Genomic DNA, 26,495 nt, shown 5'->3' on the forward strand with positions numbered 1-26,495 from the left:
TTTTATAATTGATTGTTTTTGATCGTGCTGATTAACTCAGTCGCTGTTGTCGCTAATAATAATTCTGATAAAACTGCTTCATTTTGTAATAATCCCATCAACGATTGCAGCATCTCTAATTGCGCATGGGGTTGATTCAGTCCTAATACAAAGACGATCTGAGCTTCCACTTGCTTGCTGTTGTCTTCCATGCTTTTGAAAGCTACTGGGTCTTGCAAAGTCACTACTGCTACAAATTCTTCCAACACACATTCCGCATCAGTATGCGGGATCGCCGCGCCGAAATTCATTAATTGAATACCGGTAGGAAAAGTTTCTTCCCGTTTTTTAATCCGTTCTAAAAAGTCTTCTCGGACCCACCCTAGGTCTGAGGCTTTTTGATTAACTTGTTCAAACAACTCATCACTTGAAGAAAAGTTCTCTTGTGCGAAAACTAACGGTTCTTTCACATATGAACTTAGTGTCGTTTCTGTCATTATTTTGCCCTCCAATACTCATCGTTGAAATCGATCAACGATTCCCGAATTTCTTCTTTCGTTGTTGCCTTCTCTAATTGTGCCAACTCATCGGCACCTGCTAAACTCATCATTTCAAAAATCAAATCCAGGTGTTCCTCTTTATCATTTGAAGCGAGTAAAATCACCGTATGGATTTTTTTGCCATCTTCAGTGAGAATTCCTTTTTTCACCAGTCCTAAACTGATTCCTACACCGATTGCTCCTGCCTCAGCTACTGTATGCGGCAACGCGATCTTATGACGTAAAACGGTATAGGCTGGCGGTAACGGCATTTCTTTTTTCAACGTCTGCACGTAATCTGTCGTGATAACTTGTTGCCGTTCCAACGGTTGCGCCAATGCATCTAAAACTTCTGACCAGCTGATCGCTTCTTCAAAAATTTGGATCGTTTCTCCTTTTAAAAGATCGATCAAATGCGGCCGTTTCTTTTCCAAGATTTTAGATTCTTTTGGTGCAAACAGGCTTAGCAATTCGTCATAAAAACTCATTTCGTCCGCGATGACCGCGTGTTTTTTTACCACTGCCAAGATTTTCTCCGGTGTAACGATCTCCGTCTGAATGATCGCTGTCGAACGTAACACACGTTCTCTTAATTGCCGCTTTTCTTGTTCTGATAAAAAATTGTTCACGACGAAAACTTTCTTTTCCGTTTTTAACGGAACCGCTGAGAAAACGAAGTCTACATCATAATCATTCCGATAAAATTCACGTGCTGACATCGATGTGACAAAATCAATTTCCGGCAATAAATTTTTCAATGTGTTTTCCAATAAAACCGTGATTGAGATCCCATTCGGACAAACGACGATTGCTTGCTTCCGATTTTCCGGATGGACGATTTCTGAGCTCTCCACGATGTGGCTGCCAATAAACAGCGAAATGAAAAATAATTCCGCATCTGGAACTGGTTGCTCAAAATAGATTTCCAACGGCCCGCTGGCTTCTTTGACTAAATAAAATAGTGAAAATAAATTGGCATCTTTATTTTCTTGATAATATTGTGCCTGCAGATTCAAGCGATATTTGATGCGATAGTAAGCTGGACGCATGTGGACAAGCAATCGCTCTAATAATTTTTCCTTTTCCTCTAAGCTGACACTAGCGATCTGTTCAAAATTTGCGATGACTTGTTCTAAAGCTTCTTTCATTTTATTGATCTCTTTCACCGATAAAATATCACCGCGGGAAAGATTGGTCGTCAGCAGCAGCATCGTTAAGTAAACGCGTTCATTTTCACTTAAACCATCAACATCCCAAATGACCCGATCAGCAGCTAAATATTCTTTCGTATCTGCAAGTTCGCGATAATTGACTTTAAAACTGTAAGAGATCAACTTACCTTTTTGCGCCCGTCGAATCACTAAAATGATCAATAGCGGTAAGGTTTTTAGTCGTTCGTCTGTAAACTGGACTTTCAACTCTTCTTCTACTAACTCCACGCGTTTGCGAAAGACTTCGATCTGCTGCAAATCAATATTGGCAAATTGGCTAATAAAATTGATCCCATTGTACATCGCCGCTAAATTGTTCAATAAATCAGAAAGGACATTGCGTTTGTTCCACTCATCTCCTTGAATGAAATACCCTTTTTGACGAGTATATTTCAAGACCAATTGATTTTTCTGCAACTGCTGCGTGACTTCTTTCAAATCCCGTAGCACAGTGTTGCGGCTAACATTCAATTCATCAATAAAATGATTCAGCGATAAATAATCTTCTTTGCTAAGTAACATCAATTCAATTATGGACGCTCGTTCTTTACCAGAAAAAACATAATTTTCTGTTGATTCCCCGAGCTGTTCATCACCACCCTTATAATTTGAGAGAATCTCATTTGCGATGAGAAAGTGACCGTTTTTTGTTCGTTTAATCTCACTCAACTTTTCATCTAGTAAAGAATCATTGATCTTCTTCAACGCGTAATTCAATTGCCCACGCGTCAAGTCGAATTTCTCGCACAATGTTTTACTAGTGATCTGCGGATTGTTGATTAACTCAACAAAAATCTGATTAGTTCGTTCTTCTAAGTTCATCCTTATCCCTCTTTACATTCTTAAATTTAAATGAAAAACGCTTACAATTCTAGCTTATTTGTTCACAATTAATTCAGTGTTTTTTATGCAACCTGGTGCTGACAGATACTTTTTTTTCACAAAAAAAATAAGCAGAAATAAGAAATGCTTGAATAGCAGCAATAAAGAATCCTTACATTCCTATTTTTTACTACGTATTATGCAACTTGATTCTCTTATTTTCTACTTATTCTATCAGTAGTCTCATTATTTGTCTGTTTTTTATGTAAACGAGACTTTCTCATTTTTACAGTAAAAATAGCTTTAGCATAGGTCTAAACGCTAAATAATCCGAAAAAAAAACTGAAATGGACGAATAATTCATCCTTCAGTCTCTTTTTTTTACACGTCATGATCCCATTGATACCTTTTTCAACGATAATTTAAAATGGATACTGGTTTTTCCCGGTTTTGGTTGTCACCCATTGAACACGGGTGAATTCTTCTAATACCCATTCACCGTTGAACCGTCCAATCCCAGAATTTTTTTCGCCGCCGAATGGTGCGTTGGGTTCATCAGCAACGGTCAATCCATTAATGTGACACATGCCGGACTCCAACTCATTGGCTAACATCCTACCTTTAGTTAAATCACTGGTGAACAGGGCGCTGGACAACCCGTAGTCAGTGTCGTTTGCTGCTGTGATCGCGGCGGTTGTGTCTTTTACTTTTAAGATCGGCAGGACTGGACCAAAAATTTCCTCATGAAAAACTGTTAGTGTTGGATCTTCTGAAACTAAAACGAACGGCTCTACGACCTGACCTTTGATCATTCCTTCTACTAAAAATTCAGCTTTGGCTGATTGGGCCTGCTGGATGATCTCTTCGATATGGTCCGTTTGTTTTTGATTGATGATCGGACCGATGATCGTCTGCGTATCGGCAGGGTTTCCAACAACTAATTTTTTTACTCGCTCCACTACTTTAGCAACAAACTTGTCAAAGACCGCTTCCACTACGATGGCTCGATTGGCAGCCATACAAATTTGACCGGAATGCATAAATTTGCTGACGACCAACGCATGGGCAGCTTCATCCAGATTAGCGTCTGCCAATACGATAAATGGAGAATTTCCACCTAATTCCAAGGCCACTTGTTTGATCCTTTTTCCGCTCAGTGCATGACTGGCGATATTTTTTCCGACGGGTGTCGAACCGGTAAAGGAAATGAAATTAGGAATGGGATGGCTGACAAAATAATCCCCGATCTCACTGCCGCTACCGATCGTCACATTCACCAAGCCTTGCGGAACACCAGCCTCTTCAAAAATTTTAGCTGGCAGCAGGCCGCCGGTCACCGGACTGTCACTTGCCGGCTTGATGACCACCGCAGCAAGCGCAGGGGCTAATGAGCGCATCGTCAAATGAAAAGGAAAATTCCAAGGACTGATGATTCCAACGACACCAACCGGCCGACGCATCACAAAACTTTCTGTGCCGCTGCTTGTCGGCAAGATTCGGCTCTCAATCCGCAGCGGAAAACTAGCCGCTTCTTCGGTGATGCCTTTTGCCAAATTGACTTCAAGTCCGGCTTTGATTTTTGTGGCGCCGCCTTCTTTGACCAGCCATTCCATAATTTCAGCTTGCTGCGCTTCGATCAAAGCCGCCGCTTTTTTTATTACTTGACTGCGTTCTTTAGGTGTTTTGGCGATCCATTCTTTTTGCGCTTCTTGAGCGGCTTGATAGGCCTCATTAACATCTTGGGTATTTGCACCTTGGATCGTAGTGAGCGTCTCTTGAGTATACGGATTTCTATCTTCATTCACCTGATCTAAATCATTGCCTGGCTTCCATTTGCCGCCAATAAACTGCTTGTCGAACTGTCTTTCCATAGTTTCCATCCCTCCTATCTTTTTATCATAGAATACGTTTTCAATAAAAAGCAAAAAATAGGCTTGCTAGGATCGGTCGACCTTAATAAATTTAGCAACAATTAGTTTTTTTCTTCAGTAAAGCAAAAAGGAACTGTGACAAAAATTGTCACAGCTCCTTTTTGCTAAATAACTAGTGTTCCAGCTTCAAGAAACAAGCTGAAATTGCTTGAAGCTCATAACTTCGCTAATCAACTGCTAGTTTGATTTCGTAAGGTTCGATCTTGAACAGTTGCGCTAAAATTTGATTGACTTGATCAAACAATTGGTCGTTGTCTTCAAATGTTTGTTTTGTTTGAATTCGTTGTGCGGCTGCTTGATAAACGATTTGATCCCCAAGCCGTTTAGGTTCGATCATGTCGCTGCCTTTTTTTAAAACGAGCGTCTCTTCCCCGATCCCAGTCGGAATGACTGTCTCCCGCCACCCATTTTTCTGGGCAAGCGTTTGGACAAGTGACGGAACATCAAAATTATCCAGCACTTCAGACAAGCGGTCTTCAAAATGAATAGTGAATGTCTCCGTATTTTGCATCTTGCAGGCATTGCACCCGCCATCAACTAAAAAAGCGCTACTGGAAATTGCTGCTTTAGCCATGCTGCTCTCTTCCTTTCTGATAAATAGTACTGAGCGCTTTCGCATCCAGCTCAGCAAAAGTCGTTATGACTTGATCTGCAAAAGCTAAATCTTGCTTAGGAAACGCTGGGTTGGCAAAGCCGACACAAACCATTCCGGCATTAGAAACAGCGCCCGTACCGTTTTTCGTGTCTTCAATCCCTAAACACTTTTCAGGCTCTACCCCTAACCGTTTGGCGGCCGCTAAATAGACATCTGGTGCGGGTTTTGAATGCGCCACTTCTTCAGTGCTAACGACTTCTGAAAAATACTCGATCAACCCGATCGCTGCCAAATTTATTTTGATCTCTGCTAACGAAGAAGAGGAAGCTACCGCTAATTTTAATCCGCTTTCATGCAATCGTTTAACAAATTCCTGCACATGCGGAATGACTTTGATCCCGTCACGTTCGATCATCGCTTGGCGCAAAGACGTCATTTGCTGAACATATTCTGGTACGGATAAAGGCAATGAAAATTCTTGTTTCATCTGCTCCCACATATACTCGCCAGTTGTTCCCATAAATTGAAAATGGTAGCTTTCGGCTACTTCATGACCCGCTTCTTTTAAAATCTGTGATTTGCTTTGAAAATACGTATATTCTGAATCGACTAACACGCCATCCATATCGAAAATAATCGCTGCTAACATTCCATTCCTCCATACAAGTATTTGTTTAAACTCTACCATAGATCTCAAAAAGTGGGTAGCCTTCTAGCGAAAAGACTTCCGCTGACCTGTTCTATTGCTTCGTACTTTAACTCCTTCTAAATTTTCCCAAACAAAAAAGCTGTGATTTCTCACAACCTTTTTTGCGCTTCAAGGAGCGTTCAAGCATTCCATGTGTTAATTAATTTTTTGCAACACTAGCCGTTTTATAATATTTTTTCAATTGCCTTTTCCGGAATAAACCACATCAATAAAATCAAAACATTGACGATCAATACCGCGATCGGAGCGATCAGCTTGCCTAAAATCAGCGCTACGATGGCTAAACCGATGGTTAAATACAATTTAGGATAATGTCTGAACATCTGGCCGATCTGGGAATCTTTTCCATTCGCGCGAACCAATGCTCGGACTAGTAAATAATAAGCAAAATCGGTCCCTAAGATGATCAGTCCATATAAAGCTTGCGGCGCCCAATCAAAGGGATAATTGCCGACCCAAGCTGTCGCATACGGAAACATGGTCATCATCAAAATCAAAAAATTATTGGCCCACAATACCCAGCCGTCGACTTTTTTTACTACTTGAAAGAGATGATGATGATTGTTCCAATAAATCGCCAAACTAACAAAACTGATCAGATAGACAATAAACTTATGTTTCATAACCAAAAAAGCTGACCATTCCGCTGAAGCAGGTTCATGCAGTTCCAAAACGAGCAACGTCATAATGATCGCAATGACCGCGTCGGTAAACGCTTCTATTCGTGATTTTGACATTTTTTTCTCCTAACTCTTTTTTATTCCAATGTTACTAACAAAAAATAAGTTTCCTCTACGGCTTCTATTAAACAAAAAAAAATGTAAAATATCAAGGATAATACTGTACTATTGGGGGCTTATCAGTCGTTTCTCATTAATTAATGCTGATTCCTAACTTTAATCAGGAGAAAACTGAGCATAAATACGTCTTAAGTTGGACGTAAATGAAAAAACAATTTGCTAAACTAGATTCAGTTAAACAAATGGAAAGAAGGAATTTAAAATGATGAAAGAATATCCTCTAGTTGTCCGAATTTTAGCTGTTATTGGCTTCTTTTTAGTCGGCAGCTTGATTTTAAGTATTGTTGGGCCGGTACTCGCAGGTTTGATCAAATTATTTTTCAAGATCGCTATTCCGTTAGCCGTAGCCTATTTCTTGGTCAAATGGTTGACCAAACACCGCAGACGGACTTATTAATCAAAAATCGTAGACAGTGGGCTTTTCGCCGATGCTGTCTACGATTTTTTTACTATTCATCTGAGCTGCGATTTATTCAGATCCGTTTAAGCTTCAATTAAGCTTCGGCTATTATATTATGTTCATCCCAAATAATCTTTTTCATTTTTGCCAGTTGCTTCGGTGACTGGCACCCTTTTTTTATCAGCTGACTATCTCCCTGCTAGCCTCACATACTAGCAGGATTTTTTGATTACTTTGAGTCATTGTAAAATTACTTTTTTGCTGCATAAAAAATATTTTTAACTGTCTTAGACTTTCTATTATTAAACAAAAAAACTGGAAGCCTCATGTATCAAGGTTTCCAGCTAATTAGACTCTTTATCCCAGTGCAACGTCTAGGATCATCATAATAATAAAACCGGTCATCGCACCAAACACACCGAAATGATGTTTGCTGTCTGTTGTTGCTTGCGCTTCTGGGATCAACTCTTCCACTACCACATAGATCATAGCACCCGCTGCAAACGATAGTGCATACGGCAAGAGCGGTTCGACACTAGTTACTAGCAGCGCCCCAATCACAGCGGCGATTGGCTCTACTAGGCCGGATGCTTGGCCATAAAGGAAAGACTTTGTTCGGCTCAAACCTTCTTGTCGCAAAGGAATCGAGACTGCAGCGCCTTCTGGGAAATTTTGGATCCCAATCCCTAATGAAACAGAGATCGCTGCTAAAACTGCCACCGCTGGATTCGCTGCTTCACTTGCAGCCCCAAATGCCACTCCGACTGCTAACCCTTCCGGAATATTGTGCAAGGTGATCGAAAACACTAGCAAAATCGTCCGTTTCAAATGACTTGGCAAGCCTTCTTTTTCTTTATTCGGTCCAAAGTGCATATGGGGAATCGTTTTATCTGCGATGTATAAAAACAGTCCGCCTAATCCAAAGCCTAAACTAACTACTAGCCACGGAATCGAACCGTTCTCTTCTGCGGCTGCGATCGCTGGGTCTAATAATGACCAAAAACTAGCTGCGATCATTACACCCGAAGCAAAACCTAACATCAAGTTTAAGACATTGCGGTTGATATTTTTAAAGAAGAAGACCAACGCGGCACCTAATGCCGTCATCCCCCAAGTAAACAGTGTTCCCACCAGTGCCTGCTGCCAAGCCGCTAAACCTAATAACCACCCAATCATAACGTCCTCCTAATTTTCATTATTCTACTATTGATTATTACAGAAAATTTGATCTGATGACTCCATGACACATTTTTTTAATTGATTACTTTAGTAACTCAGCTTAGGAGTAGTGATTCAATTGCAGCCGGTTTTATTGATTATTTTAGAATAAGTAATAAAATCAGCTAAAATTTCTCCTGAAACCGTTTTGTTCGTACTAACTTTATCATATTTTAGGTATACCTGTAAACTTTTTCTTCCGAGACACTTTCTTTGCCGGTTTTTTTAAGACACGTTATAATTTTTAATATGAAACTTACAAAAAGAAAGTGAGTGAAGATGATGTCAGAAATTAATGCAGGCGTTGCAATGGTCAAAGTTTTAGAAGCTTGGGGAATCGATCATATTTATGGAATTCCCGGCGGTTCTTTCAACTCAACGATGGATGCGCTTTATCACGAACGTGAATCAATCAAATATATCCAAGTTCGCCATGAAGAAGCCGGAGCACTTGCGGCGGCGGCGGATGCAAAATTGACTGGTAAAGTCGGAGCGGTCTTTGGTTCTGCGGGTCCTGGTGCTAGTCATTTGATCAATGGTCTTTATGATGCACAAATGGACCATGTCCCACTTTTAGCTTTGTTAGGACAAGTCCCTTCCACTTCGATGAACTACAATGCTTTTCAAGAATTAAATGAAAATCCGATGTTCGCAGATGTCAGCGTGTACAATCGGACGGTAATGACTCCGGAAAGTTTGCCGCATGTAATCGATGAGGCGATCAAAGCGGCGTACCAGCAAAAAGGGGTTGCCGTCGTTACTATCCCCGTCGATTTTGGGTTTGAAGTAATTGAAGAGGCGGAGATTGCGACTGCGAAAAATCATAAGACCGGCGTACTTCTTCCGGCTGAAGCAGATTTGAAAGCAGCGCTGCCGTTGATCGAAGCGGCTAAAAAACCAGTACTTTATATCGGTCAAGGCGTTCGCGGCGGATTTGATGCGGTCAAAGCATTCACCGAACATTTTTCAATGCCGGTTGCATCAGCCGTCTTAGCCAAAGGAATCATTACAGATCTGTACGAAAACTTTTTAGGCTTTGCGGCACGAGTAGCAACGAAACCAGCAAATGAAGCACTAGCTGAGGCAGACTTGATTCTATTTGTCGGCAGCGATTTTCCATTTGGCCGTTACTTCTTTAATCCCGATGCGAAATTTATCCAAGTCGATATTGATGCAGCAAAATTCGGCCGGCGTCATCCTGTCGATTACTCTGTTTTAGGGGATGGCGCGACAGCGCTTCGCCGGTGGGTTGAACTTGGAAAAGCTCGCCCAGCCGATGACTGGTTGAAAGCCAATCAAGCAAACATCAGCAACTGGCATGCTTGGCGCAAGAGCTTCTACAATGATGATTCGACGCCATTGCGCGCGGAACCTGTCTTTAAAGAAGTCAATCGTATCGCTGAAAAAGATGCCGTCTATGTTGCCGATGTGGGCAATGTTACCTTGAATGCGATCCGCCACTTAGAAATGAACGGCGAGCAGCAATTTACTACTTCCGGCTGGTTTGCGACGATGGGCAATGGTGTGCCTGGCGGAATCGCGGCCCAATTAAGTTATCCAAACAAACAAGTCTTTACATTCAGCGGCGATGGCGGCTTTGCAATGCAAATGCAAGATATCATCACACAAGTAAAATATGATTTGCCAATCATCAACGTTGTTTTTTCTAACAATGCTTTTGGTTTTATCGAAGCCGAACAAGAAGATACGGAACAACAAAAATTCGGTGTCTTTCTAGAAGGAGCGGATTTTGGTAAAGTCGGTGAAGCGCTAGGTGCTGACGGCTTCACGATCACTGAATACAGTCAATTAGAACCAGCTTTCACTGCTGCTAAAGCAAGCAAACGTCCGGTCGTGATTGATGTCAAAATCAAAGATGAACGGCCATTGCCGGTCGAAGCTTTAGAATTAGAACCAGAAAAATTCTCAGCAGAACAAATCACTGCATTCAAAGAAAAATACCAAGTTCATGACATGCCGACTTTGCGAGAATTATTGAAATAAAATAAAAGGAGCTGTGACAGACTTTGTCATAGCTCCTTTTACATTCTCCGAATCGTTTGTTTTGTTTCTAATTCTAACTGTTTTGTCAACGCTTCAGCTGACAGCTCGCGATTCACTAAGGCTTGTAAGACCATCGGCAAATTGACTCCAGTCACTAAAGCTTGCCGCGAATCATTCATCACACAATAGCTGGCATAGCGAAATGGTGTACCGCCGAACATATCTACTAACCAAACGAGTTCATCGACTTCCGTCAATAAAGCTTTAGCCAAATCTTCAATTTTTTTTTGCAGCCCTGTTGCCCCAGGATCAATATTTACTGTTTTTACATAGCTTTGCTCACCCAAAATAGCTTCAGCTGTTTTCAACAAACTGTCTGCTAAATGGTCATGGGTCGCGATTACTATCCCAATCATACTGACACATCCCTTCAATTTTCCAGTCTATCCTATTTTAAACTGCAAGTAAATTCTTAAGGAAGCTTGAAACTTCAGATGTTCCCCGATATAATGCAAAGAGGCCTTAAGCCAATACTGATAAAGCGAGGAAAATCATTGATTACAGTAAGTGACGTTAGTTTACAGTTTCCTGACCGTAAATTATTTGATGACGTAAATATTAAATTCACTCCCGGCAATTGTTACGGGTTGATTGGTGCAAATGGTGCCGGCAAATCAACTTTTCTTAAGATTTTAGCAGGTGATATCCAGCCTTCGACCGGCTCTGTTATTTTGGGTCCGAACGAACGAATGGCTGTGTTGAAACAAAACCATTTTGACTTTGAAGAATACACTGTTATGGAAACAGTCATCATGGGCCACCAACGTTTATACCAAGTCATGCAAGAAAAAGACGCCATTTATATGAAGGAAGATTTTTCTGACGAAGACGGTATTCGCGCAGCTGAACTAGAAGGCGAATTTGCCGAGCTAGACGGCTGGGAAGCTGAGCCTGAAGCAGCTGTCCTATTACAAGGCTTGAACATTCCTGAAGATTTGCATCAACAAAAAATGAGTGAATTGACTGCCGGACAAAGAATCAAAGTTCTTTTGGCGCAATCACTTTTCGGTAAGCCCGACGTTCTTTTGTTAGACGAACCAACGAACGGCTTAGACATCCAATCAATCAACTGGCTGGAAGAATTCTTGATCAATTTTGAAAATACCGTGATCGTCGTATCCCATGACCGCCACTTCTTAAACAAAGTGTGTACGCACATGGCCGACCTTGATTTCGGCAAAATCAAATTATATGTCGGCAACTACGACTTCTGGTTGGAATCAAGCCAATTAGCAGCAAAATTACAATCACAGCAAAACACTAAAAAAGAAGAGCAGATCAAAGAATTGCAAGACTTTATCGCTCGTTTCAGCGCCAACGCATCAAAATCAAAACAAGCGACTTCTCGGAAGAAAATGTTGGATAAAATCACACTAGATGATATTCAACCTTCTTCTCGCCGCTACCCATTCGTTCAATTTAAACCAGAACGAGAAATTGGCAATGATTTATTGCAAGTGGACAATGTCAGTGTGACACTCGACGGCAAGAAGATTCTTGACAACATCTCTTTTACGTTGAATCGCGACGACAAAGTGGCGTTCATCGCTGAAAGCGACTTAGTGACGACGACCTTGTTCAAAGTCATCATGGGCGATCTTAAGCCCGATACAGGTACGATCCGCTGGGGAGTAACGACTAGTCAAGCGTACTTGCCAAAAGATACGACGAAAGAATTCGATAACACGATGCCGATCCTCGACTGGCTGCGTCAATATGCCAGCAAAGAAGAAGACGACAATACTTTCTTACGCAGTTTCTTAGGCCGGATGTTGTTTTCTGGCGACGAAGTCATGAAACCAGTCAACGTCTTATCCGGTGGCGAAAAAGTTCGTTGTATGTTATCAAAATTGATGCTGTCAAAATCAAACGTCTTAGTCTTAGATGATCCAACAAATCATTTAGACTTAGAATCGATCTCAGCATTGAATGATGGCTTGATTTCTTATAAAGGTTCGCTTTTATTTGCTTCCCATGACCATCAATTTATCCAAACGATCGCTAACCGTATCATCGCGATTTCTGAAAATGGTGTCGTGGATCGTGCTGAAACGACGTACGATGAATTCTTAGAAAATCCTGAAGTTCAAAAACAATTGAGTCAATTGTATTAAACAAAAAAGGCTATGACAAAAATTTTTGTCATAGCCTTTTTCGTTTAAACGGTGTTCCAGCAGCTTCTTTGGAAATCAGCCGAAATTTCACAAAAATTTGAGAAACAGTTTTCGAAAATTCCTGCTTATTTCTTGAAGCTGTCCACTTCAGTCACAACTGTTTCTTTTTAATTGCGTTTTTCACCGCGAGTAAAGACTGCGATACAGCCAAGTCCTGTATGACTGGCGATCGTCGTGCCTAAAGGAAAGATCCGAACTTCTTTTGGCTGGATACTTTCTTCTAAGTGGCGCTTCACTTCTTCTGCCCCTTCTTGGTCAGCACTAGTGGTGATAAAAATCGTTTGGTTTGCGGGATCTTTCGTTGCTTCGCTGATTTTGTCAGCAACTAACTGCAACGCTTTTTTGCGTCCCCGCACTTTTTCAACATTTTGCAATCGACCTTCAACATCAACCGTGATGATCGGCTTGATATTCATCAATCCGCCGATTGCGGCACTCGTTTTAGAAATGCGCCCGCCGCGTTGCAAATGTTTCAAATCATCGACAGTTACCCAATGATGATAAGTCAGTTTGTTTTCTTCCAGCCATTCGTACAAATCGGTCAGAGACATTCCTGCTTGCTGTTTCTGAGCCGCTTCATAAACCATCAGACCTTCACCGCCGCTGGCAGCTAACGAATCGACTACGTAGACTTCTGCCGCTGGCAAATCTTCTTTCAAGATCGCAACTGCCTGCATCGCACTTTGGTATGATCCACTCATACCAGAAGAGAAGCAAATATACAAAATCGGGATGTTTTTCTCCGCATAACTGCGGAAAAATTCGACATAACGGCCAACATTCACTTGTGAAGTTGTCGGCATCGCTCCATCTTTGATTTGTTGATAAAAATCAGTGATTTTAAAATGACGCCCTAAATCATCAGCGAATTCAGTACCGCCGATCGAAACATGCATTGAAATAAAATCAACGTTGTTTTCTTCTAGTAATTCATAAGGCACATCACAACATGAATCTGTCAGAATCTGATACATTTTTAAAGTCCTCCAAATACCCACTTAATAGTAAATCTATTTTACTAGATAATTGGTTGCTTGTCTCACAATATGTTAGATTTGTGCCCAAACACTCTCCATAATGTTTGTTTGTGTCCGATCGGGACCGACAGAAAACGTTGAGATCCGAACACCGACAAGTTCAGAAACACGACGAACATAGTTTCTCGCATTTTCCGGCAGATCTGCTAGATCACGACAACCAGTAATATCTTCGCTCCAGCCAGGTAATTCTTCATAAACTGGTTTGCAGCGATTCAATTCTTTCAAACTTGCTGGATAGTGATAAATCAATTCACCGTCTAATTCATAAGCGGTACAAATTCTGACCGTTTCTAATCCGCTCAAGACATCGATTGAATTCAAAGAAAGATTGGTAATGCCTGAAACACGTTTAGAATGACGCATAACAACAGAATCAAACCAGCCAACACGACGCGGACGGCCAGTTGTCGTTCCATATTCATGACCAACTTCACGGATCTGTTCACCAACTTCATCAAATAATTCTGTTGGGAAAGGTCCATCACCAACACGTGAGGTGTAGGCTTTACAGACACCGACAACTTTATCGATCTTCGATGGGCCGACACCGCTACCGATCGTTACACCGCCGGCAACTGGGTTAGATGACGTAACAAATGGATATGTTCCTTGATCGATATCTAACATAACCCCTTGGGCACCTTCAAACAATACACGTTTGCCATGATCCAACGCATCATTCAAAATAACTGAAGTATCGGTTACATATTTTTTGATTTGTTGGCCGTATTCATAATATTCTTCAAAAATATCATCAAAGTTCAATGCTTCATCATCAAACATTTTAACGAATTGACGATTCTTTTCTTCTAAATTGATTTTCAAGCGTTCTTCAAAAATTTCCTTGTCTAATAAATCGGCAATCCGGATACCGACACGAGCAGCTTTGTCCATGTAAGCTGGTCCGATCCCTTTGATCGTTGTACCAATCTTGTTTTCGCCTTTTGCATCTTCTTGCAATTGATCCAACTTGATATGGTAAGGCAAAATCACGTGCGCGCGATCAGAGATTCGTAAATTATCCGTCACAATGCCGCGTTCATGTAAATACGCCAGTTCTGTCACTAATGATTTCGGGTTGACTACAACACCATTCCCAATAACACTGATCTTTTCTTTGTAGAAGATCCCTGAAGGAATCAAGTGCAATTTATATGTTTCATTGTCAAATTTGATTGTATGACCTGCATTGTCTCCACCTTGGTAGCGAGCAATGACTTCTGCATTCTCACTCAAAAAGTCTGTGATCTTTCCTTTACCTTCATCGCCCCACTGCGTCCCTACAACTACTACAGATGACATCTGAACACCTCATTCAATTTTATTTAATCCTGAATCATTGTATCAAGAATAGCCTAATACTTCAATTAAAATTCGAATATTAAAATAATATATATGAAAAAAACGAGTAAATCACGAACATTATTTTTAGATTATTGGATAAATCTGGTGAAGACCCGCCGCGATAAGCTTTTTTTAAGAGCCAGAGACTGTACCGATAAAACGCAAAATAAACAAAAAAAAGCGCAAGTTCAAAACTTGCGCTAAAATTCTTCTCTAGGTGATAACGAAGAAAACTTATTGTATTGTTTGATAAAGAGCAACTCGACGGTTCCCCGTGCTCCGCTCCGGTTTTTTTCGATGATCACTTCAATCACGTTCCGGTTGGCGGTCGATTCTTCCTCTTCTTCGCCTTCACGTTCGTAGTAGTCTTCACGGTATAAGAACGCGACGATATCGGCATCTTGCTCAATGGATCCAGACTCACGGATGTCACTTAATACTGGGCGCTTATCTTGACGCTGTTCGACACCACGAGAAAGCTGTGACAATGCAATGATCGGTACTTTTAATTCTTTGGCTAGCTTCTTTAACTGCCGTGAGATCTCAGAAACTTCTTGCTGCCGGTTTTCGCGACCTGTTCCTTCAATCAATTGCAGATAATCAATTAAAATCAATCCAAGGTTGCCTTTTTCTTTTGCTAATTTATGGCATTTCGCCCGAATCTCAGAAATTTTGATACCGGGTGTATCATCAATAAAAATATTCGCACGGGACAAACTTCCCATCGCAACGATCAAGTTTTGCCATTCTTCTTCAGACAATTGCCCGGTTCTGAGATGGCTCGCTTCAATCGAACCTTCCGCACAAAGCATCCGGTTGACTAACGACTCTGCCCCCATTTCCAAACTGAAAATAGCAACAGATTTATCCGTCTTCGTTCCGACATTTTGCGCGATATTCAAAGCAAACGCCGTTTTCCCTACCGCAGGCCGCGCCGCTAAGATGATCAATTCTTCCGCTTGCAAACCAGCGGTCATTTTATCCAGTGCCGCGTAACCCGTCGGCAAGCCGGTGATTTCTTCATTGTTTCGCGCTAGCTGATCGATATTTTCGATCGCGGTGTTCAGCACCTCGCTGATGGTCAAAAAACCGCTCTTGTTGCGGCGTTCCGATACTTCCATAATATCCCGTTCGGCAGTATCTAAAATGGTCTGTACGTCGTCTCCTTGCTCAAATCCTTGGGTCACGATATTCGTAGCTGTTTGGATCAAATTTCGCAATAACGATTTTTCTTCGACGATTTTGGCATAATAGCCTACATTCGCTGCGGTTGGAACACTCAAAGCTAGCTCAGATAAGTAGCTCAAGCCGCCAGCGTCTTCCAGCTGATTTTGCTGCTCTAGCAATTCTTTAACCGTTACGACATCGATCGCTTCATTGCGATCATTTAATTGAATCATACTGCGGAAAATCAATTGATGACCGCGACGATAAAAATCTTCTGGAACTATGTACTCCATGGCTGTAATCAAAGCATCAGTCTCCAAAAAAATAGAGCCTAGCGTCGCTTGTTCGGCTTCAATGCTTTGGGGTGGCACACGATCTTGTAACATTTCGCTCATGTCTATTTACGCTCCTCTTCGTCCATCTATTTTACAAAATCTACCCACTAAATACAACAAAGAGTACGAGGAATTCTCTTAATTTCAAGAACTCTCATACTCTCTTGCAATTATTCGTTTACTATAAGTTATTCCTCGATTACATGCACCTTAATGATTCCTTCAACTTCAGTATGAAGTTTGACTGGAACCTTTGTATAGCCAAGTGTGCGAATAGGATTTTCTAATTCGATTTTGCGTTTGTCGATTTTTAGATTATATTGTTTCTTCAAACCTTCCGCAATTTGTTTTGAAGGGATCGAACCAAACAAACGACCGTCTTCGCCGCCTTTTGCTTTGATTTCAACGACTGTTTCTTCTTTGGCTAAAAATTCGGCTAGTTCTTTAGCTTCGGCTAAAACTTCTGCCGCTTTTTTATCTTGAGCTTTCTTTTGACCGCTCAATTCAGAAATACTGCCTTTAGTCGCTTCTTTAGCTAAATTATTTTTTAATAAATAATTTTGGGCATAACCCGTTGGGACTTCTTTAATATCGCCCTTTTTACCTTTGCCTTTGACATCTTGTAAAAAAATTACTTTCATTCTTCTGTCCCCTCCGTCAACTGTTGATTAATGACCTCTAATAACTGTTTCTTCGCTTCCGCGATCGTACTATCCGTCAATTGGGTAGCCGCGTTGGTAAAATGTCCACCGCCGCCTAATGCTTCCATCACTATTTGGACGTTAATCGTCCCAGAACTGCGTGCGCTGATTGCGATTACTCCATCGGTTCGTCTAATAATGACAAACGCGGCATTGATATCTACCATCGATAATAATGTATCCGCCGTTTTTGCGGCAGTTACGCTGTCATACTCTTGTTCATCCGTTCCGGTTGCAACCACAATATCCTCTTTGACGTACTCGCTTTCGCCGACTAGTTTACTAATTTCCAAATAGGATTGAATATCCGTACTCAATAAATATTGTACTAAAGAAGCATCTGCTCCACAAGTCTTTAAATAACTGGCAACATCGAACGTTCGCGCCGTTGTTCTGACTGCGAAATTTTTTGTATCGACCGTGATGCCCGCTAATAACAGACTTGCTTCCATTTTACTCATTCTTTGCCGCTCATTGCTTTCAAATTGGATCAGCTCTGTGACTAATTCTGAAGCTGAAGATGCAGAAGACTCGATATAGGTCAATAAAGATTTTTCAGGAAACTCTTCGCCTCTGCGGTGATGATCAATGATGACGATGTTTTCAAACTGTTCATATAATTCTTGATCAATCGATAAAGAAGGACGATGATAATCTACCATCACTAATAAATCACCTGATCGACGCTGTTTTTTGGCAGCATCCGGTGCGATCAATAGATCTTCCAGCTCACCGTTTTTATGAATTTCCTTCAAACAACGCTCCACATCAGGGATTGTTTCCTCTTCATTGATAACGATCTGAACTTTTTTATCATGGTAGCGAGCTAGACAGGCAACTCCGAAAGCTGAACCAATCGCATCCATATCAGGAAAACGGTGCCCCATCACGAAGACATTTCCTGTTCGATCGAATACTTTTTTCAGCGCCATTGACATGGCACGCGAACGAACCCTTGTCCGTTTCGCCGCGCTGGCAGAATTACCGCCATAAAAGATCGGCTTTTGCCCTTCTTGCGCGTTTTTAACAACGACTTGATCACCGCCGCGGACTAATGCAATATCTAAATTATTTTGCGCCTCCGCACCAATTACTTCCACTGATTCTGTCCCATAGCTGATTCCCATGCTGACCGTGATCAGCATATCTTGTTTTTCAGCTGAGACCCGGATATGTTCCAATAAATCAAAATTGTTCTCAATCATTTTTTCTAAATCATCATACCGCGCAAAAATAAAAAAGCGCTCGGGATTCACACGTTTGTAAAAGATATGATAAGAATCCATCCAATCAGAGATGATCGTTGTGATAAATGAGTTCAAATTAGAAATTTCCTTATCATCCCGCCGATCGATCACATCATCGTAATTATCGACTGAGAGGATCCCAACAACAGCTTGCTGTTGTTTTTCCTTATTTTCCAATGTATTTTCTTTGGTAACATCGATTAAATAAACGACGCGCTTTTCCTGATTCAATTCAAAATGATACAAAATCGTATCTATCTTGTAAATACTCTTGCCTTTTTCTGCTCGCTGCAGCAACTCGTTGATCATATCTTGCTGATCTTCTTTAGTTAAATTTCGGACGCGCTCGGTTATCGCTGGATTGGTCCAACTGAACGTGTTGTTATCATCCCACGTGATGATCCCCACCGGCATGTCATCAGATACATAAGCTAAAGCTTCTTGCGCACGTCGAGAAGCGTATTGGATTTTTTGTTGATTGGTGATCTCGATTCGATTACGCAAAACGACTGTATAGATCCACAACAAAAGATCAATTATTAGAACAATTCCCGCCGTCAAAATATTAAAAGTAATCGGCAGCAAAAAAAGTGCAGCTAATTGAATCAGCAGTAAACAGAGCAAGAAAAAGGACCATTTCAACTGAGGATTCTTTTTCATCTATGACCTCCTACTCCTTATCTTTAAGATCAGACAAGCTAACAGTGTAATTTTATCACAGTCTACTTGTGCATGCGACTTTCTTGAATGTTTCACGTGGAACACAAAAAAGAGACTTCATAACGAAGTCTCTTTTGAAAATTACTTTTTATTCTTCAGAAACGAATGCTAATAAGCCCATAATACGTGCGCGTTTGATGGCGATCGTTAATTTACGTTGGTTTTTAGCGCTTGTTCCAGTTACACGACGAGGTAAAATTTTACCACGTTCGCTGATGAAACGTTTTAATAATTCGATATCTTTATAATCGATGTGTTCGATATGATTTGCAGCAATATAGTCTACTTTACGACGTTTGCGACCTCTTCTTTGTTGTGCCATTCCGTTTCCCTCCTATTCAATTGTTAGAATGGTAAATCATCATCTGAAATGTCGATTGAGGATCCGCTAAAAGGATCTGAATCTCGATCGAAGTCAGGCATAGTGTTCTTAGCTGACTGAGAGGATTGATTATAATTGTTGTCAAAATTATTTCCTCCGCCTTGGAAGTTGTCGCTAGAACCTGTATTTGGATTCTGTTGACGCTGTTCATTTGCAGAACGTGATTCCAATAACTGGAAGTTTTCAGCAACAACTTCTGTCACATAGACACGTTGTCCTTGCTGATTTTCATAATTTCTGGTTTGGATACGGCCAGTCACACCTAAAAGAGTTCCCTTGCGCGCATAATTAGCTAAAGTTTCAGCTGATTTCCGCCAAATCACACAATTGATAAAGTCCGCTTCGCGATTCCCGCTTTGATTCGTAAAATTACGATTCACCGCTAGGGTAAACGTTGCAACACCTGTCCCATTTGCTGTATAACGTAAATCAGGATCTTTCGTTAAACGACCAACTAATACAACATTATTAATCAAAGTAAAGCCAGCTCCCTTCTCGTCAATTGTTTCACGTGAAACAATTATTCTTCAATCTTAACGATCATGTGACGAATAATATCGTCATTGATTTTTGCAAGACGATCGAATTCGTTAACTGCACTAGCTGTTGTTGGCGCAGTTGCATTGACGATATGGTAGATGCCTTCACGGAATCCGTTCATTTCGTAAGCGAAACGGCGTTTTTCCCAATCTTTTGAATCGATAATTTCTGCTCCATTATCTTTCAAAATTGTATCGAAACGTTCTACTAAAGCAGTTTTTGCTTCTTCATCAATGTTCGGACGAATGATGTATGTGATTTCATACTTCGTGTTTTGACTCATTGATTTTCACCTCCCTATGGACTATAAGGCTCTTAAATGTCTTAAGAGCAAGGAGAGCGATCTAAAATATATAGACTACTCACAAATATTCATTATACATAATCATCCTGCAAAAATCAATTGTTTCTTTACTTTAAGTTACGAAAAAAGACTGGGATTGCTCCCAGCCTCTAAAATTTTATTCTTCTGTATCCGTTGTTTCTTCAGAAACTTCAATAACCTCGCTTGTTTCAGCTAGCTCAGGTGTCTCAGTCTCAGGTACTTCTTCTTCTTTTTCAACGATTGCCATCGTGACAACTTTTGTGTTTTCTTCCATCTTCATCAGACGGACACCTAACGTTGCACGGCCGGTTTGAGAAACACTGCCAACGTTGAAGCGGATGATAACACCTTTGTCTGTGATCAATAAGATATCTTCATCGCCGTTAACCGTAGCCAAGCCGGCTAATGGGCCATTCTTTTCTTTGATGTTGGCGGTCTTGATTCCTTTACCGCCGCGGCCTTTGATTGGATATTCAGCAGCTCTCGTCCGTTTGCCGTAACCTTTTTCCGTGATGACTAAAACTTCTTGATCTTTCTTCAGCATCGCTGAACCGATCACATAGTCTTCCTCACGCAGCCGGATACCGCGAACCCCGCTTGCTGTCCGCCCCATATCACGGACGGCTTCTTCTTTGAATGTCACCGAGTAACCATTGTGTGTCCCGATAATAATCGTTTCATCACCTTCTGTTGACATCACATTTACCAATTCATCGCCTTCGCGCAAGCCGATTGCAATCAGACCATTTGCTCGAATATTTGAAAAGGCGGTGACTGTCGTCCGTTTGACCGTTCCTTTTTTCGTAACGAAGAATAAGAAATGACCGTCTTCTGCTTGTCCATTGACCGAAATCACCGCTTGGATCGTTTCATTTGAATCGATTCCCAGCAAATTAATAATAGGGATTCCTTTAGCTGTACGTCCATATTCAGGCACTTCGTAACCTTTCGCCCGATAAACACGACCGCTGTTTGTAAAGAACAGCAACGTATCATGCGTCGAACAAGAGATCAGCGTCTTCACGAAATCATCATTGTGGATGCCCATTCCTTGCACGCCTCGTCCGCCGCGGCGTTGTGCGCGGAACTCTGTTGATGCAACCCGTTTGATATACCCGTTGCTGGTCAACGTAATAACGACATCTTCTTCTTCAATCAAGTCTTCGTCTTCTAAGCTCAAAACTTCACCGATCAATAGTTCCGTGCGGCGTGCATCACCGAATTTGCCGGCAATTTCTGCTAGTTCTGTACGAATGATTTCTGTCACACGCTCAGGGCGCGCTAAAATGTCTTCTAAGTCGCTGATCGTCTTCAACAGCTCTTGGTATTCATTTTCTATTTTCTCGCGTTCTAAGCCTGTTAAACGGCGCAGACGCATATCTAAGATTGCTTGTGCTTGACGATCGGATAAATTGAAACGTTCGATCAAAGTCGCTTTCGCAATATCATCTGAAGCGGAACTGCGGATCGTCGCAATGATCTCATCAATATGATCCAATGCGATTCGCAATCCTTCTAAAATATGTGCGCGTGCTTCAGCTTTTTTCTTATCAAAAATCGTCCGGCGAGTGATAACTTCTTTTTGGTGTTCGATATAGTTTTCCAAGATTTGTTTCAAATTTAAAATACGAGGGACACCTTTTTCGATCGCCAACATGTTGAAACTAAATGATGTTTGCAAGGAAGTCATTTTATACAAATTATTCAAAACAACTGATGCGCTGACATCGCGGCGAACTTCAATCATGATCCGCATGCCTTCGCGAGAAGATTCATCCCGCAGATCAGTGATTCCTTCGATCCGTTTATCACGGTGCAATTCAGAAATCCGTTCGATTAATTTGGCTTTATTGACCATATAAGGCAATTCAGTAACGATGATTCGTTCCTTGCCGTTCTTTTGTTCTTCAATCTCGATTTTTGCTCGGACAGTGATCGAACCTTTACCTGTTTCATAGGCCCGACGAATGCCGGATTTCCCCATAACTAAACCGCCAGTTGGGAAATCTGGTCCTGGAATCACTTCCATCAATTCTTGGGTCGTAACATCAGGATTTTCCATCAATAATTCGATTCCGGCTGTGACTTCTTTAAGATTGTGCGGTGGGATATTGGTTGCCATCCCGACCGCGATCCCAGTAGCTCCGTTGACTAATAAATTAGGAAAACGTGCCGGCAATACATCTGGTTCTCGTTCGCTGTCGTCATAGTTGCCATGGAAATCAACCGTATCTTTATTGATATCTCGCAGCATTTCCATCGCGATTTTACTTAACCGCGCTTCGGTATAACGCATTGCTGCCGCGCCGTCGCCATCGACAGAACCAAAGTTTCCGTGACCGTCGACTAGCATATTGCGGTAGCTGAATGACTGCGCCATCCGCACCATTGATTCATAGATCGCACTGTCGCCGTGAGGATGATACTTACCCATTACATCCCCAACGATACGTGCAGATTTTTTATGAGGCTTATCAGGCGTTACCCCTAGTTCATTCATTCCGTATAAAATTCGACGATGAACAGGTTTCAAACCATCCCGTACATCGGGTAAAGCACGTGCCACAATAACGCTCATTGCATAATCAATGAAGGATTCTCGCATCTCACTGGTTAGGTTGACGTCATGTATATTCTCTCTTCGATCTTCCAAATTGATCCTCCTAGTTCGTGTTAATGAATTTATTTTTTCTTAAAAAATAAATCTGTTTCTCATCACGCAAGTCATTTCGCTGATCACACAAACGTGATGAGAAACTGAGCTCTTCACTAAATATCCAAATTCTTAACGTAATGTGCATTTTCTTCAATGAACGCGCGACGAGGTTCTACACGATCCCCCATCAACATTTCAAAGACTTGATCCGCTTCGATCGCGTCATCAACACTGACCCGCAGCATCAAACGATTTTCTGGATCCATCGTTGTTTCCCACAATTGATGATCGTCCATTTCACCTAGCCCTTTGTAACGTTGGATATTTGGTTTAGGCGACGCAGGCAATTCTGAGATTTTTTGCGCCAATTCTTCTTCTGCATTTTTACCTGGTTGGATATACGTAATATTTTTGCCTTGTTTGATCCCGTACAATGGTGGCTGTGCGATATAAACATAACCGGCTTCCACGATTGGACGCATGTAGCGATAGAACAACGTCAACAGCAACGTACGAATATGCGCACCATCGACATCGGCATCCGTCATGATAACTAATTTGTGGTAACGAGCTTTCGACACATCAAAATCGGCGCCAAAACCAGTTCCCATCGCGGTAAACAATGACCGAATCTCTTCATTAGCCAAAATTTTATCCATTGAGGCTTTTTCCACATTCAAGATTTTCCCACGAATCGGCAAGATCGCTTGGAATTCTCGACTGCGACCCTGTTTAGCTGAACCGCCGGCGGAATCTCCTTCGACGATAAACAATTCACATTTTTCTGGATCATTGCTTGAACAATCGGCTAATTTCCCTGGCAGATTGCTGATCTCCAATGCGCCTTTGCGCCGAGTCACTTCCCGAGCGCGCTTAGCAGCTAAGCGTGCTTTTGCTGCCAGCATGCCTTTTTCGACGATCCGGCGGCCGACTGATGGGTTTTCCATCAAAAACTTCAAGAAATTCTCTGAGAAAAGACGGTCCGTAACGGTCCGAACTTCAGAATTACCAAGTTTTGTTTTAGTCTGACCTTCAAACTGTGGTTCCGGATGCTTGATCGAGATAACCGCCGTCAAACCTTCTCGCACATCTTCACCGGAAAGATTTTCGTCGTTGTCTTTCATGATTTTTTGCTTACGAGCATAATCATTGATCACGCGAGTCAACGCTGTTTTAAACCCGAATTCATGGGTCCCGCCTTCATAAGTATGAATGTTGTTTGCAAAACTCAAGATATTGGTGTGATAGCCGTCTGTATACTGCATAGCGACTTCGACCGTGATATCGTGCTGTTCGCCTTCCACATAAACCGGTTCGTCAAAAATAACCGCTTTGCTATGGTTTAGATGTTCAACATAACTTTTGATCCCGCCTTCGTAATGAAATTCACGCAAAACAGGATTTTCTGCCCGTTTGTCTTCAATCGAAATTTTCAATCCGCGATTCAAAAACGCCAATTCACGAACACGAGTAGCCAATTTATCAAAATTGAAAACAGTCGATTCAGTAAAAATTTCAGGATCAGGTACAAAGTGAACCGTTGTCCCGTGCTGATCAGTATCACCGATCACTTTTAAATCGTCTACGACTGCTCCGCGACGATATTCTTGGAAATAGATTTTACCATTTTTGAAAACACGCAAATCTAAGCTGGCAGACAAGGCATTCACGACAGAAGCCCCAACACCGTGCAACCCGCCAGAAACTTTGTATCCGCCGCCGCCGAATTTTCCGCCGGCATGCAAGATCGTATAAACAGTTTCGACCGCTGGACGACCCGTTTTCGCTTGGATATCTACTGGAATCCCGCGTCCGTCATCGCTGACTGTGATACTGTCATCTTCTTCAATCACCACATGGATATGCGTCGCAAAACCTGCTAACGCTTCATCGATAGAGTTATCTACGATTTCCCATACAAGGTGGTGCAATCCTTCCGTACTGGTCGAACCAATATACATCCCAGGACGCTTCCGGACAGCTTCTAGTCCTTCTAATACCTGGATCTGACTAGCGTCGTACTCTTGAGCACGTTCTAGTAAACTCTTTTCCTCTTCTGTCATCTACGTTTCTTTCCTTTCTATCTGTCCTTGCTGGACATAAAAAATATCCGGATGGACCGTCATCTTTCCTTCAACATGATTCAACGTCGTCGTTGTCAAAAACGTCTGGACTTTGTTTTCGATCGTCTCCAATAAATGGATCTGACGGCTATCATCAAGCTCGCTCATGACGTCATCTAAAAGTAAAATCGGATATTCGCCTGTTTCTTCTTTCATCAAATCGATCTCTGCCAATTTGACACTTAATGCAGTAGTCCGCTGCTGACCTTGCGACCCATACGTCTGCACGTTTTGCTGATTGACCTTAAAAATCAAATCATCTCGATGAGGGCCTAAGAATGTATTGCCTTTAAAAATCTCCCGTTTGCGGTTTTTCTGTAATTCAGCCAGGAAAACACTACGGATTTCTTCAACACTCTCGCCTTTCAAAGGGATACTTGCAGCATATTCAATCGCCAATGCTTCTTTTTGATTGGTGATCTTGCTGTGAAGATCATTGGACCAATATTCCAGCTTTTTAACAAATAGAAGACGACTGGCTAAGACCTTGCTGCCAAAATCCACTAACTGCTCCGTTAAGATATCGAGATAGATCTCATCTGTCTGCTTTTTCTCGGACAGCTGTTTCAAATAAAGGTTGCGCTGTTTCAATGTCTGCTGATATTGTGCCAGATCATAAAGATAGACCGGATTGATCTGGCCTAATTCCATGTCGATGAAGCGTCGTCTCGTTTGCGGGCTCCCCTTCACTAAGGAAAGATCTTCTGGCGCAAATAAAATGACGTTCAATTGACCAATATAGCTGCTCAGTTTCTTTTGTTCGATATGATTGACTTTGGATTTGCGACCTTTTTTGGTTAATAGTAGTTCCAACTCCAGCTCACTCGTCTTGCGTTCAATTCGACCTTTAATCTGAGCAAAATCATCCTGCCAACCGATCAACTCCTGCTCACTGCTGGTTCGGTGGCTGCGAGTCAACGCTAAAACATAGATACTTTCCAAAAGATTGGTTTTTCCTTGGGCATTCTCCCCTAAAAAAATATTCAAACGATTGGGAAATTCCAACTGAAGCTCTAGATAATTACGATAATTTCTCAGCTCAAGCTTATTCAGCCGCATCTTGTTCTTCCTTATTTTTGACCATAAAAAAAGTTCCTACCTCAGGAATCTCGATCATCATTCCCGGATAGAGCTTTCGGCCGCGGCGGTTTTCCAACTCGCCATCTACAAATACTGTTTCTTCCGCTAAAAACCACTTGGCTTGTCCACCGCTAGAGATTACATTGATCTCTTTTAATAACTGACCAAGCGTCATGAACTCTGTTTCTAAAAAAATTTTTTGTTTCACATTCATCCCTCATTTTCATGCTAGAAACACCTCTTTATTATACCCTTTTTTTACCGATAAAACAAATGAACTTGTTGTATTTTTCGATTTAAGAAGTTTTAAGCCGTTTTAATTATTTTACTCAAAAAAAAGAAAAAGGTCTTAAAAACGATTTTAAGACCTTTTACTGGAATTTTATTCTTTTC

Annotated in this window: 23 protein-coding genes; 3 read left to right on the forward strand and 20 right to left on the reverse strand. The window is 41.5% G+C overall.

Annotated features, from left to right (window positions below):
• Positions 1-2: 2 nt before the first annotated feature.
• The 6 genes from FFM63_RS03860 to FFM63_RS03885 all read right to left on the reverse strand — a co-directional run bounded on the left by FFM63_RS03860 (position 3) and on the right by FFM63_RS03885 (position 6,523).
• Positions 3-476 carry a PTS sugar transporter subunit IIA gene (locus FFM63_RS03860; protein ID WP_137609011.1) on the reverse strand — a complete coding sequence of 158 codons (474 nt, stop codon included), beginning with the start codon at positions 474-476 and terminating at the stop codon, positions 3-5.
• Positions 476-2,551 carry a BglG family transcription antiterminator gene (locus FFM63_RS03865; RefSeq protein WP_137609012.1) on the reverse strand — a complete coding sequence of 692 codons (2,076 nt, stop codon included), beginning with the start codon at positions 2,549-2,551 and terminating at the stop codon, positions 476-478. Before FFM63_RS03865 ends, FFM63_RS03860 begins: the two co-directional genes overlap by 1 nt.
• A 422-nt stretch (positions 2,552-2,973) precedes the next feature.
• Entirely contained in the window at positions 2,974-4,422 is a 1,449-nt protein-coding gene (locus tag FFM63_RS03870) for an aldehyde dehydrogenase family protein (protein ID WP_137609013.1), read from the reverse strand.
• 226 nt (positions 4,423-4,648) lie between these two features.
• Complete coding sequence (locus tag FFM63_RS03875; RefSeq protein WP_137609014.1) at positions 4,649-5,056, reverse strand: DUF4809 family protein; 408 nt, start codon at positions 5,054-5,056, stop codon at positions 4,649-4,651.
• Complete coding sequence (locus tag FFM63_RS03880; protein WP_137609015.1) at positions 5,049-5,726, reverse strand: HAD family hydrolase; 678 nt, start codon at positions 5,724-5,726, stop codon at positions 5,049-5,051. Before FFM63_RS03880 ends, FFM63_RS03875 begins: the two co-directional genes overlap by 8 nt.
• Before the next feature lie 224 nt (positions 5,727-5,950).
• Positions 5,951-6,523 carry a TMEM175 family protein gene (locus tag FFM63_RS03885; protein WP_137609016.1) on the reverse strand — a complete coding sequence of 191 codons (573 nt, stop codon included), beginning with the start codon at positions 6,521-6,523 and terminating at the stop codon, positions 5,951-5,953.
• A 265-nt stretch (positions 6,524-6,788) separates the two neighbouring features.
• On the opposite strand from FFM63_RS03885, the gene FFM63_RS03890 reads away from it, so the two are divergent.
• On the forward strand, positions 6,789-6,983 hold the full coding sequence (locus FFM63_RS03890; RefSeq protein ID WP_137609017.1) for a hypothetical protein: 195 nt from the start codon (positions 6,789-6,791) through the stop codon (positions 6,981-6,983).
• Positions 6,984-7,343: 360 nt separating this feature from the next.
• On the opposite strand, the gene FFM63_RS03895 is transcribed toward FFM63_RS03890, so the two are convergent.
• Positions 7,344-8,162 (reverse strand): ZIP family metal transporter, encoded by an 819-nt coding sequence (locus FFM63_RS03895; protein ID WP_137609018.1) that lies wholly within the window; start codon positions 8,160-8,162, stop codon positions 7,344-7,346.
• Between the two features lie 324 nt (positions 8,163-8,486).
• Here FFM63_RS03895 and spxB point away from each other — a divergent pair, with 324 nt between their 5' ends.
• Positions 8,487-10,208 (forward strand): pyruvate oxidase, encoded by a 1,722-nt coding sequence (spxB, locus tag FFM63_RS03900; RefSeq protein WP_137609019.1) that lies wholly within the window; start codon positions 8,487-8,489, stop codon positions 10,206-10,208.
• Between the two features lie 38 nt (positions 10,209-10,246).
• Here spxB and FFM63_RS03905 read toward each other — a convergent pair whose 3' ends face one another.
• Positions 10,247-10,624, reverse strand: a complete 378-nt coding sequence (locus FFM63_RS03905; RefSeq protein WP_246033280.1) for a PTS sugar transporter subunit IIA — start codon at positions 10,622-10,624, stop codon at positions 10,247-10,249.
• A gap of 138 nt (positions 10,625-10,762) precedes the next feature.
• Here FFM63_RS03905 and FFM63_RS03910 point away from each other — a divergent pair, with 138 nt between their 5' ends.
• Positions 10,763-12,382 carry an ABC-F family ATP-binding cassette domain-containing protein gene (locus tag FFM63_RS03910; RefSeq protein WP_137609021.1) on the forward strand — a complete coding sequence of 540 codons (1,620 nt, stop codon included), beginning with the start codon at positions 10,763-10,765 and terminating at the stop codon, positions 12,380-12,382.
• A gap of 167 nt (positions 12,383-12,549) precedes the next feature.
• Here the strand turns inward: FFM63_RS03910 and FFM63_RS03915 are convergent, their stop codons facing one another.
• From FFM63_RS03915 to yaaA, 12 genes are all read right to left on the reverse strand, one after another.
• Positions 12,550-13,416, reverse strand: coding sequence for a DegV family protein (locus FFM63_RS03915; protein ID WP_137609022.1), 867 nt, complete (start codon positions 13,414-13,416; stop codon positions 12,550-12,552).
• A gap of 75 nt (positions 13,417-13,491) precedes the next feature.
• On the reverse strand, positions 13,492-14,784 hold the full coding sequence (locus tag FFM63_RS03920; protein WP_137609023.1) for an adenylosuccinate synthase: 1,293 nt from the start codon (positions 14,782-14,784) through the stop codon (positions 13,492-13,494).
• Between the two features lie 242 nt (positions 14,785-15,026).
• Positions 15,027-16,388, reverse strand: coding sequence for a replicative DNA helicase (dnaB, locus tag FFM63_RS03925; RefSeq protein ID WP_137609024.1), 1,362 nt, complete (start codon positions 16,386-16,388; stop codon positions 15,027-15,029).
• A 128-nt stretch (positions 16,389-16,516) separates the two neighbouring features.
• On the reverse strand, positions 16,517-16,969 hold the full coding sequence (gene rplI, locus FFM63_RS03930; RefSeq protein WP_137609025.1) for a 50S ribosomal protein L9: 453 nt from the start codon (positions 16,967-16,969) through the stop codon (positions 16,517-16,519).
• Positions 16,966-18,936, reverse strand: coding sequence for a DHH family phosphoesterase (locus tag FFM63_RS03935; protein WP_137609026.1), 1,971 nt, complete (start codon positions 18,934-18,936; stop codon positions 16,966-16,968). The genes rplI and FFM63_RS03935 overlap by 4 nt, the downstream gene beginning before the upstream one ends.
• A gap of 148 nt (positions 18,937-19,084) precedes the next feature.
• Complete coding sequence (gene rpsR, locus FFM63_RS03940; protein WP_137609027.1) at positions 19,085-19,318, reverse strand: 30S ribosomal protein S18; 234 nt, start codon at positions 19,316-19,318, stop codon at positions 19,085-19,087.
• A gap of 23 nt (positions 19,319-19,341) precedes the next feature.
• The gene (gene ssb / locus FFM63_RS03945; RefSeq protein ID WP_137609028.1) at positions 19,342-19,854 is read right to left on the reverse strand and encodes a single-stranded DNA-binding protein; all 513 of its coding nucleotides are present in this window, start codon (positions 19,852-19,854) and stop codon (positions 19,342-19,344) included.
• A gap of 44 nt (positions 19,855-19,898) precedes the next feature.
• Positions 19,899-20,201, reverse strand: a complete 303-nt coding sequence (gene rpsF / locus FFM63_RS03950; protein ID WP_010742561.1) for a 30S ribosomal protein S6 — start codon at positions 20,199-20,201, stop codon at positions 19,899-19,901.
• 178 nt (positions 20,202-20,379) lie between these two features.
• Positions 20,380-22,896, reverse strand: coding sequence for a DNA gyrase subunit A (gene gyrA / locus FFM63_RS03955; protein ID WP_137609029.1), 2,517 nt, complete (start codon positions 22,894-22,896; stop codon positions 20,380-20,382).
• Between the two features lie 116 nt (positions 22,897-23,012).
• Positions 23,013-24,962, reverse strand: coding sequence for a DNA topoisomerase (ATP-hydrolyzing) subunit B (gene gyrB / locus FFM63_RS03960; RefSeq protein ID WP_137609030.1), 1,950 nt, complete (start codon positions 24,960-24,962; stop codon positions 23,013-23,015).
• A complete protein-coding gene (gene recF / locus FFM63_RS03965; protein WP_137609031.1) occupies positions 24,963-26,081 on the reverse strand; it encodes a DNA replication/repair protein RecF in 1,119 nt (372 codons plus the stop codon).
• Complete coding sequence (gene yaaA / locus FFM63_RS03970; protein WP_137609032.1) at positions 26,068-26,310, reverse strand: S4 domain-containing protein YaaA; 243 nt, start codon at positions 26,308-26,310, stop codon at positions 26,068-26,070. The genes recF and yaaA overlap by 14 nt, the downstream gene beginning before the upstream one ends.
• Between the last annotated feature and the right edge of the window lie 185 nt (positions 26,311-26,495).

It is taken from the genome of Enterococcus pingfangensis, assembly GCF_005405205.1.
Taxonomy (GTDB): Bacteria; Bacillota; Bacilli; order Lactobacillales; family Enterococcaceae; genus Enterococcus_A; species Enterococcus_A pingfangensis.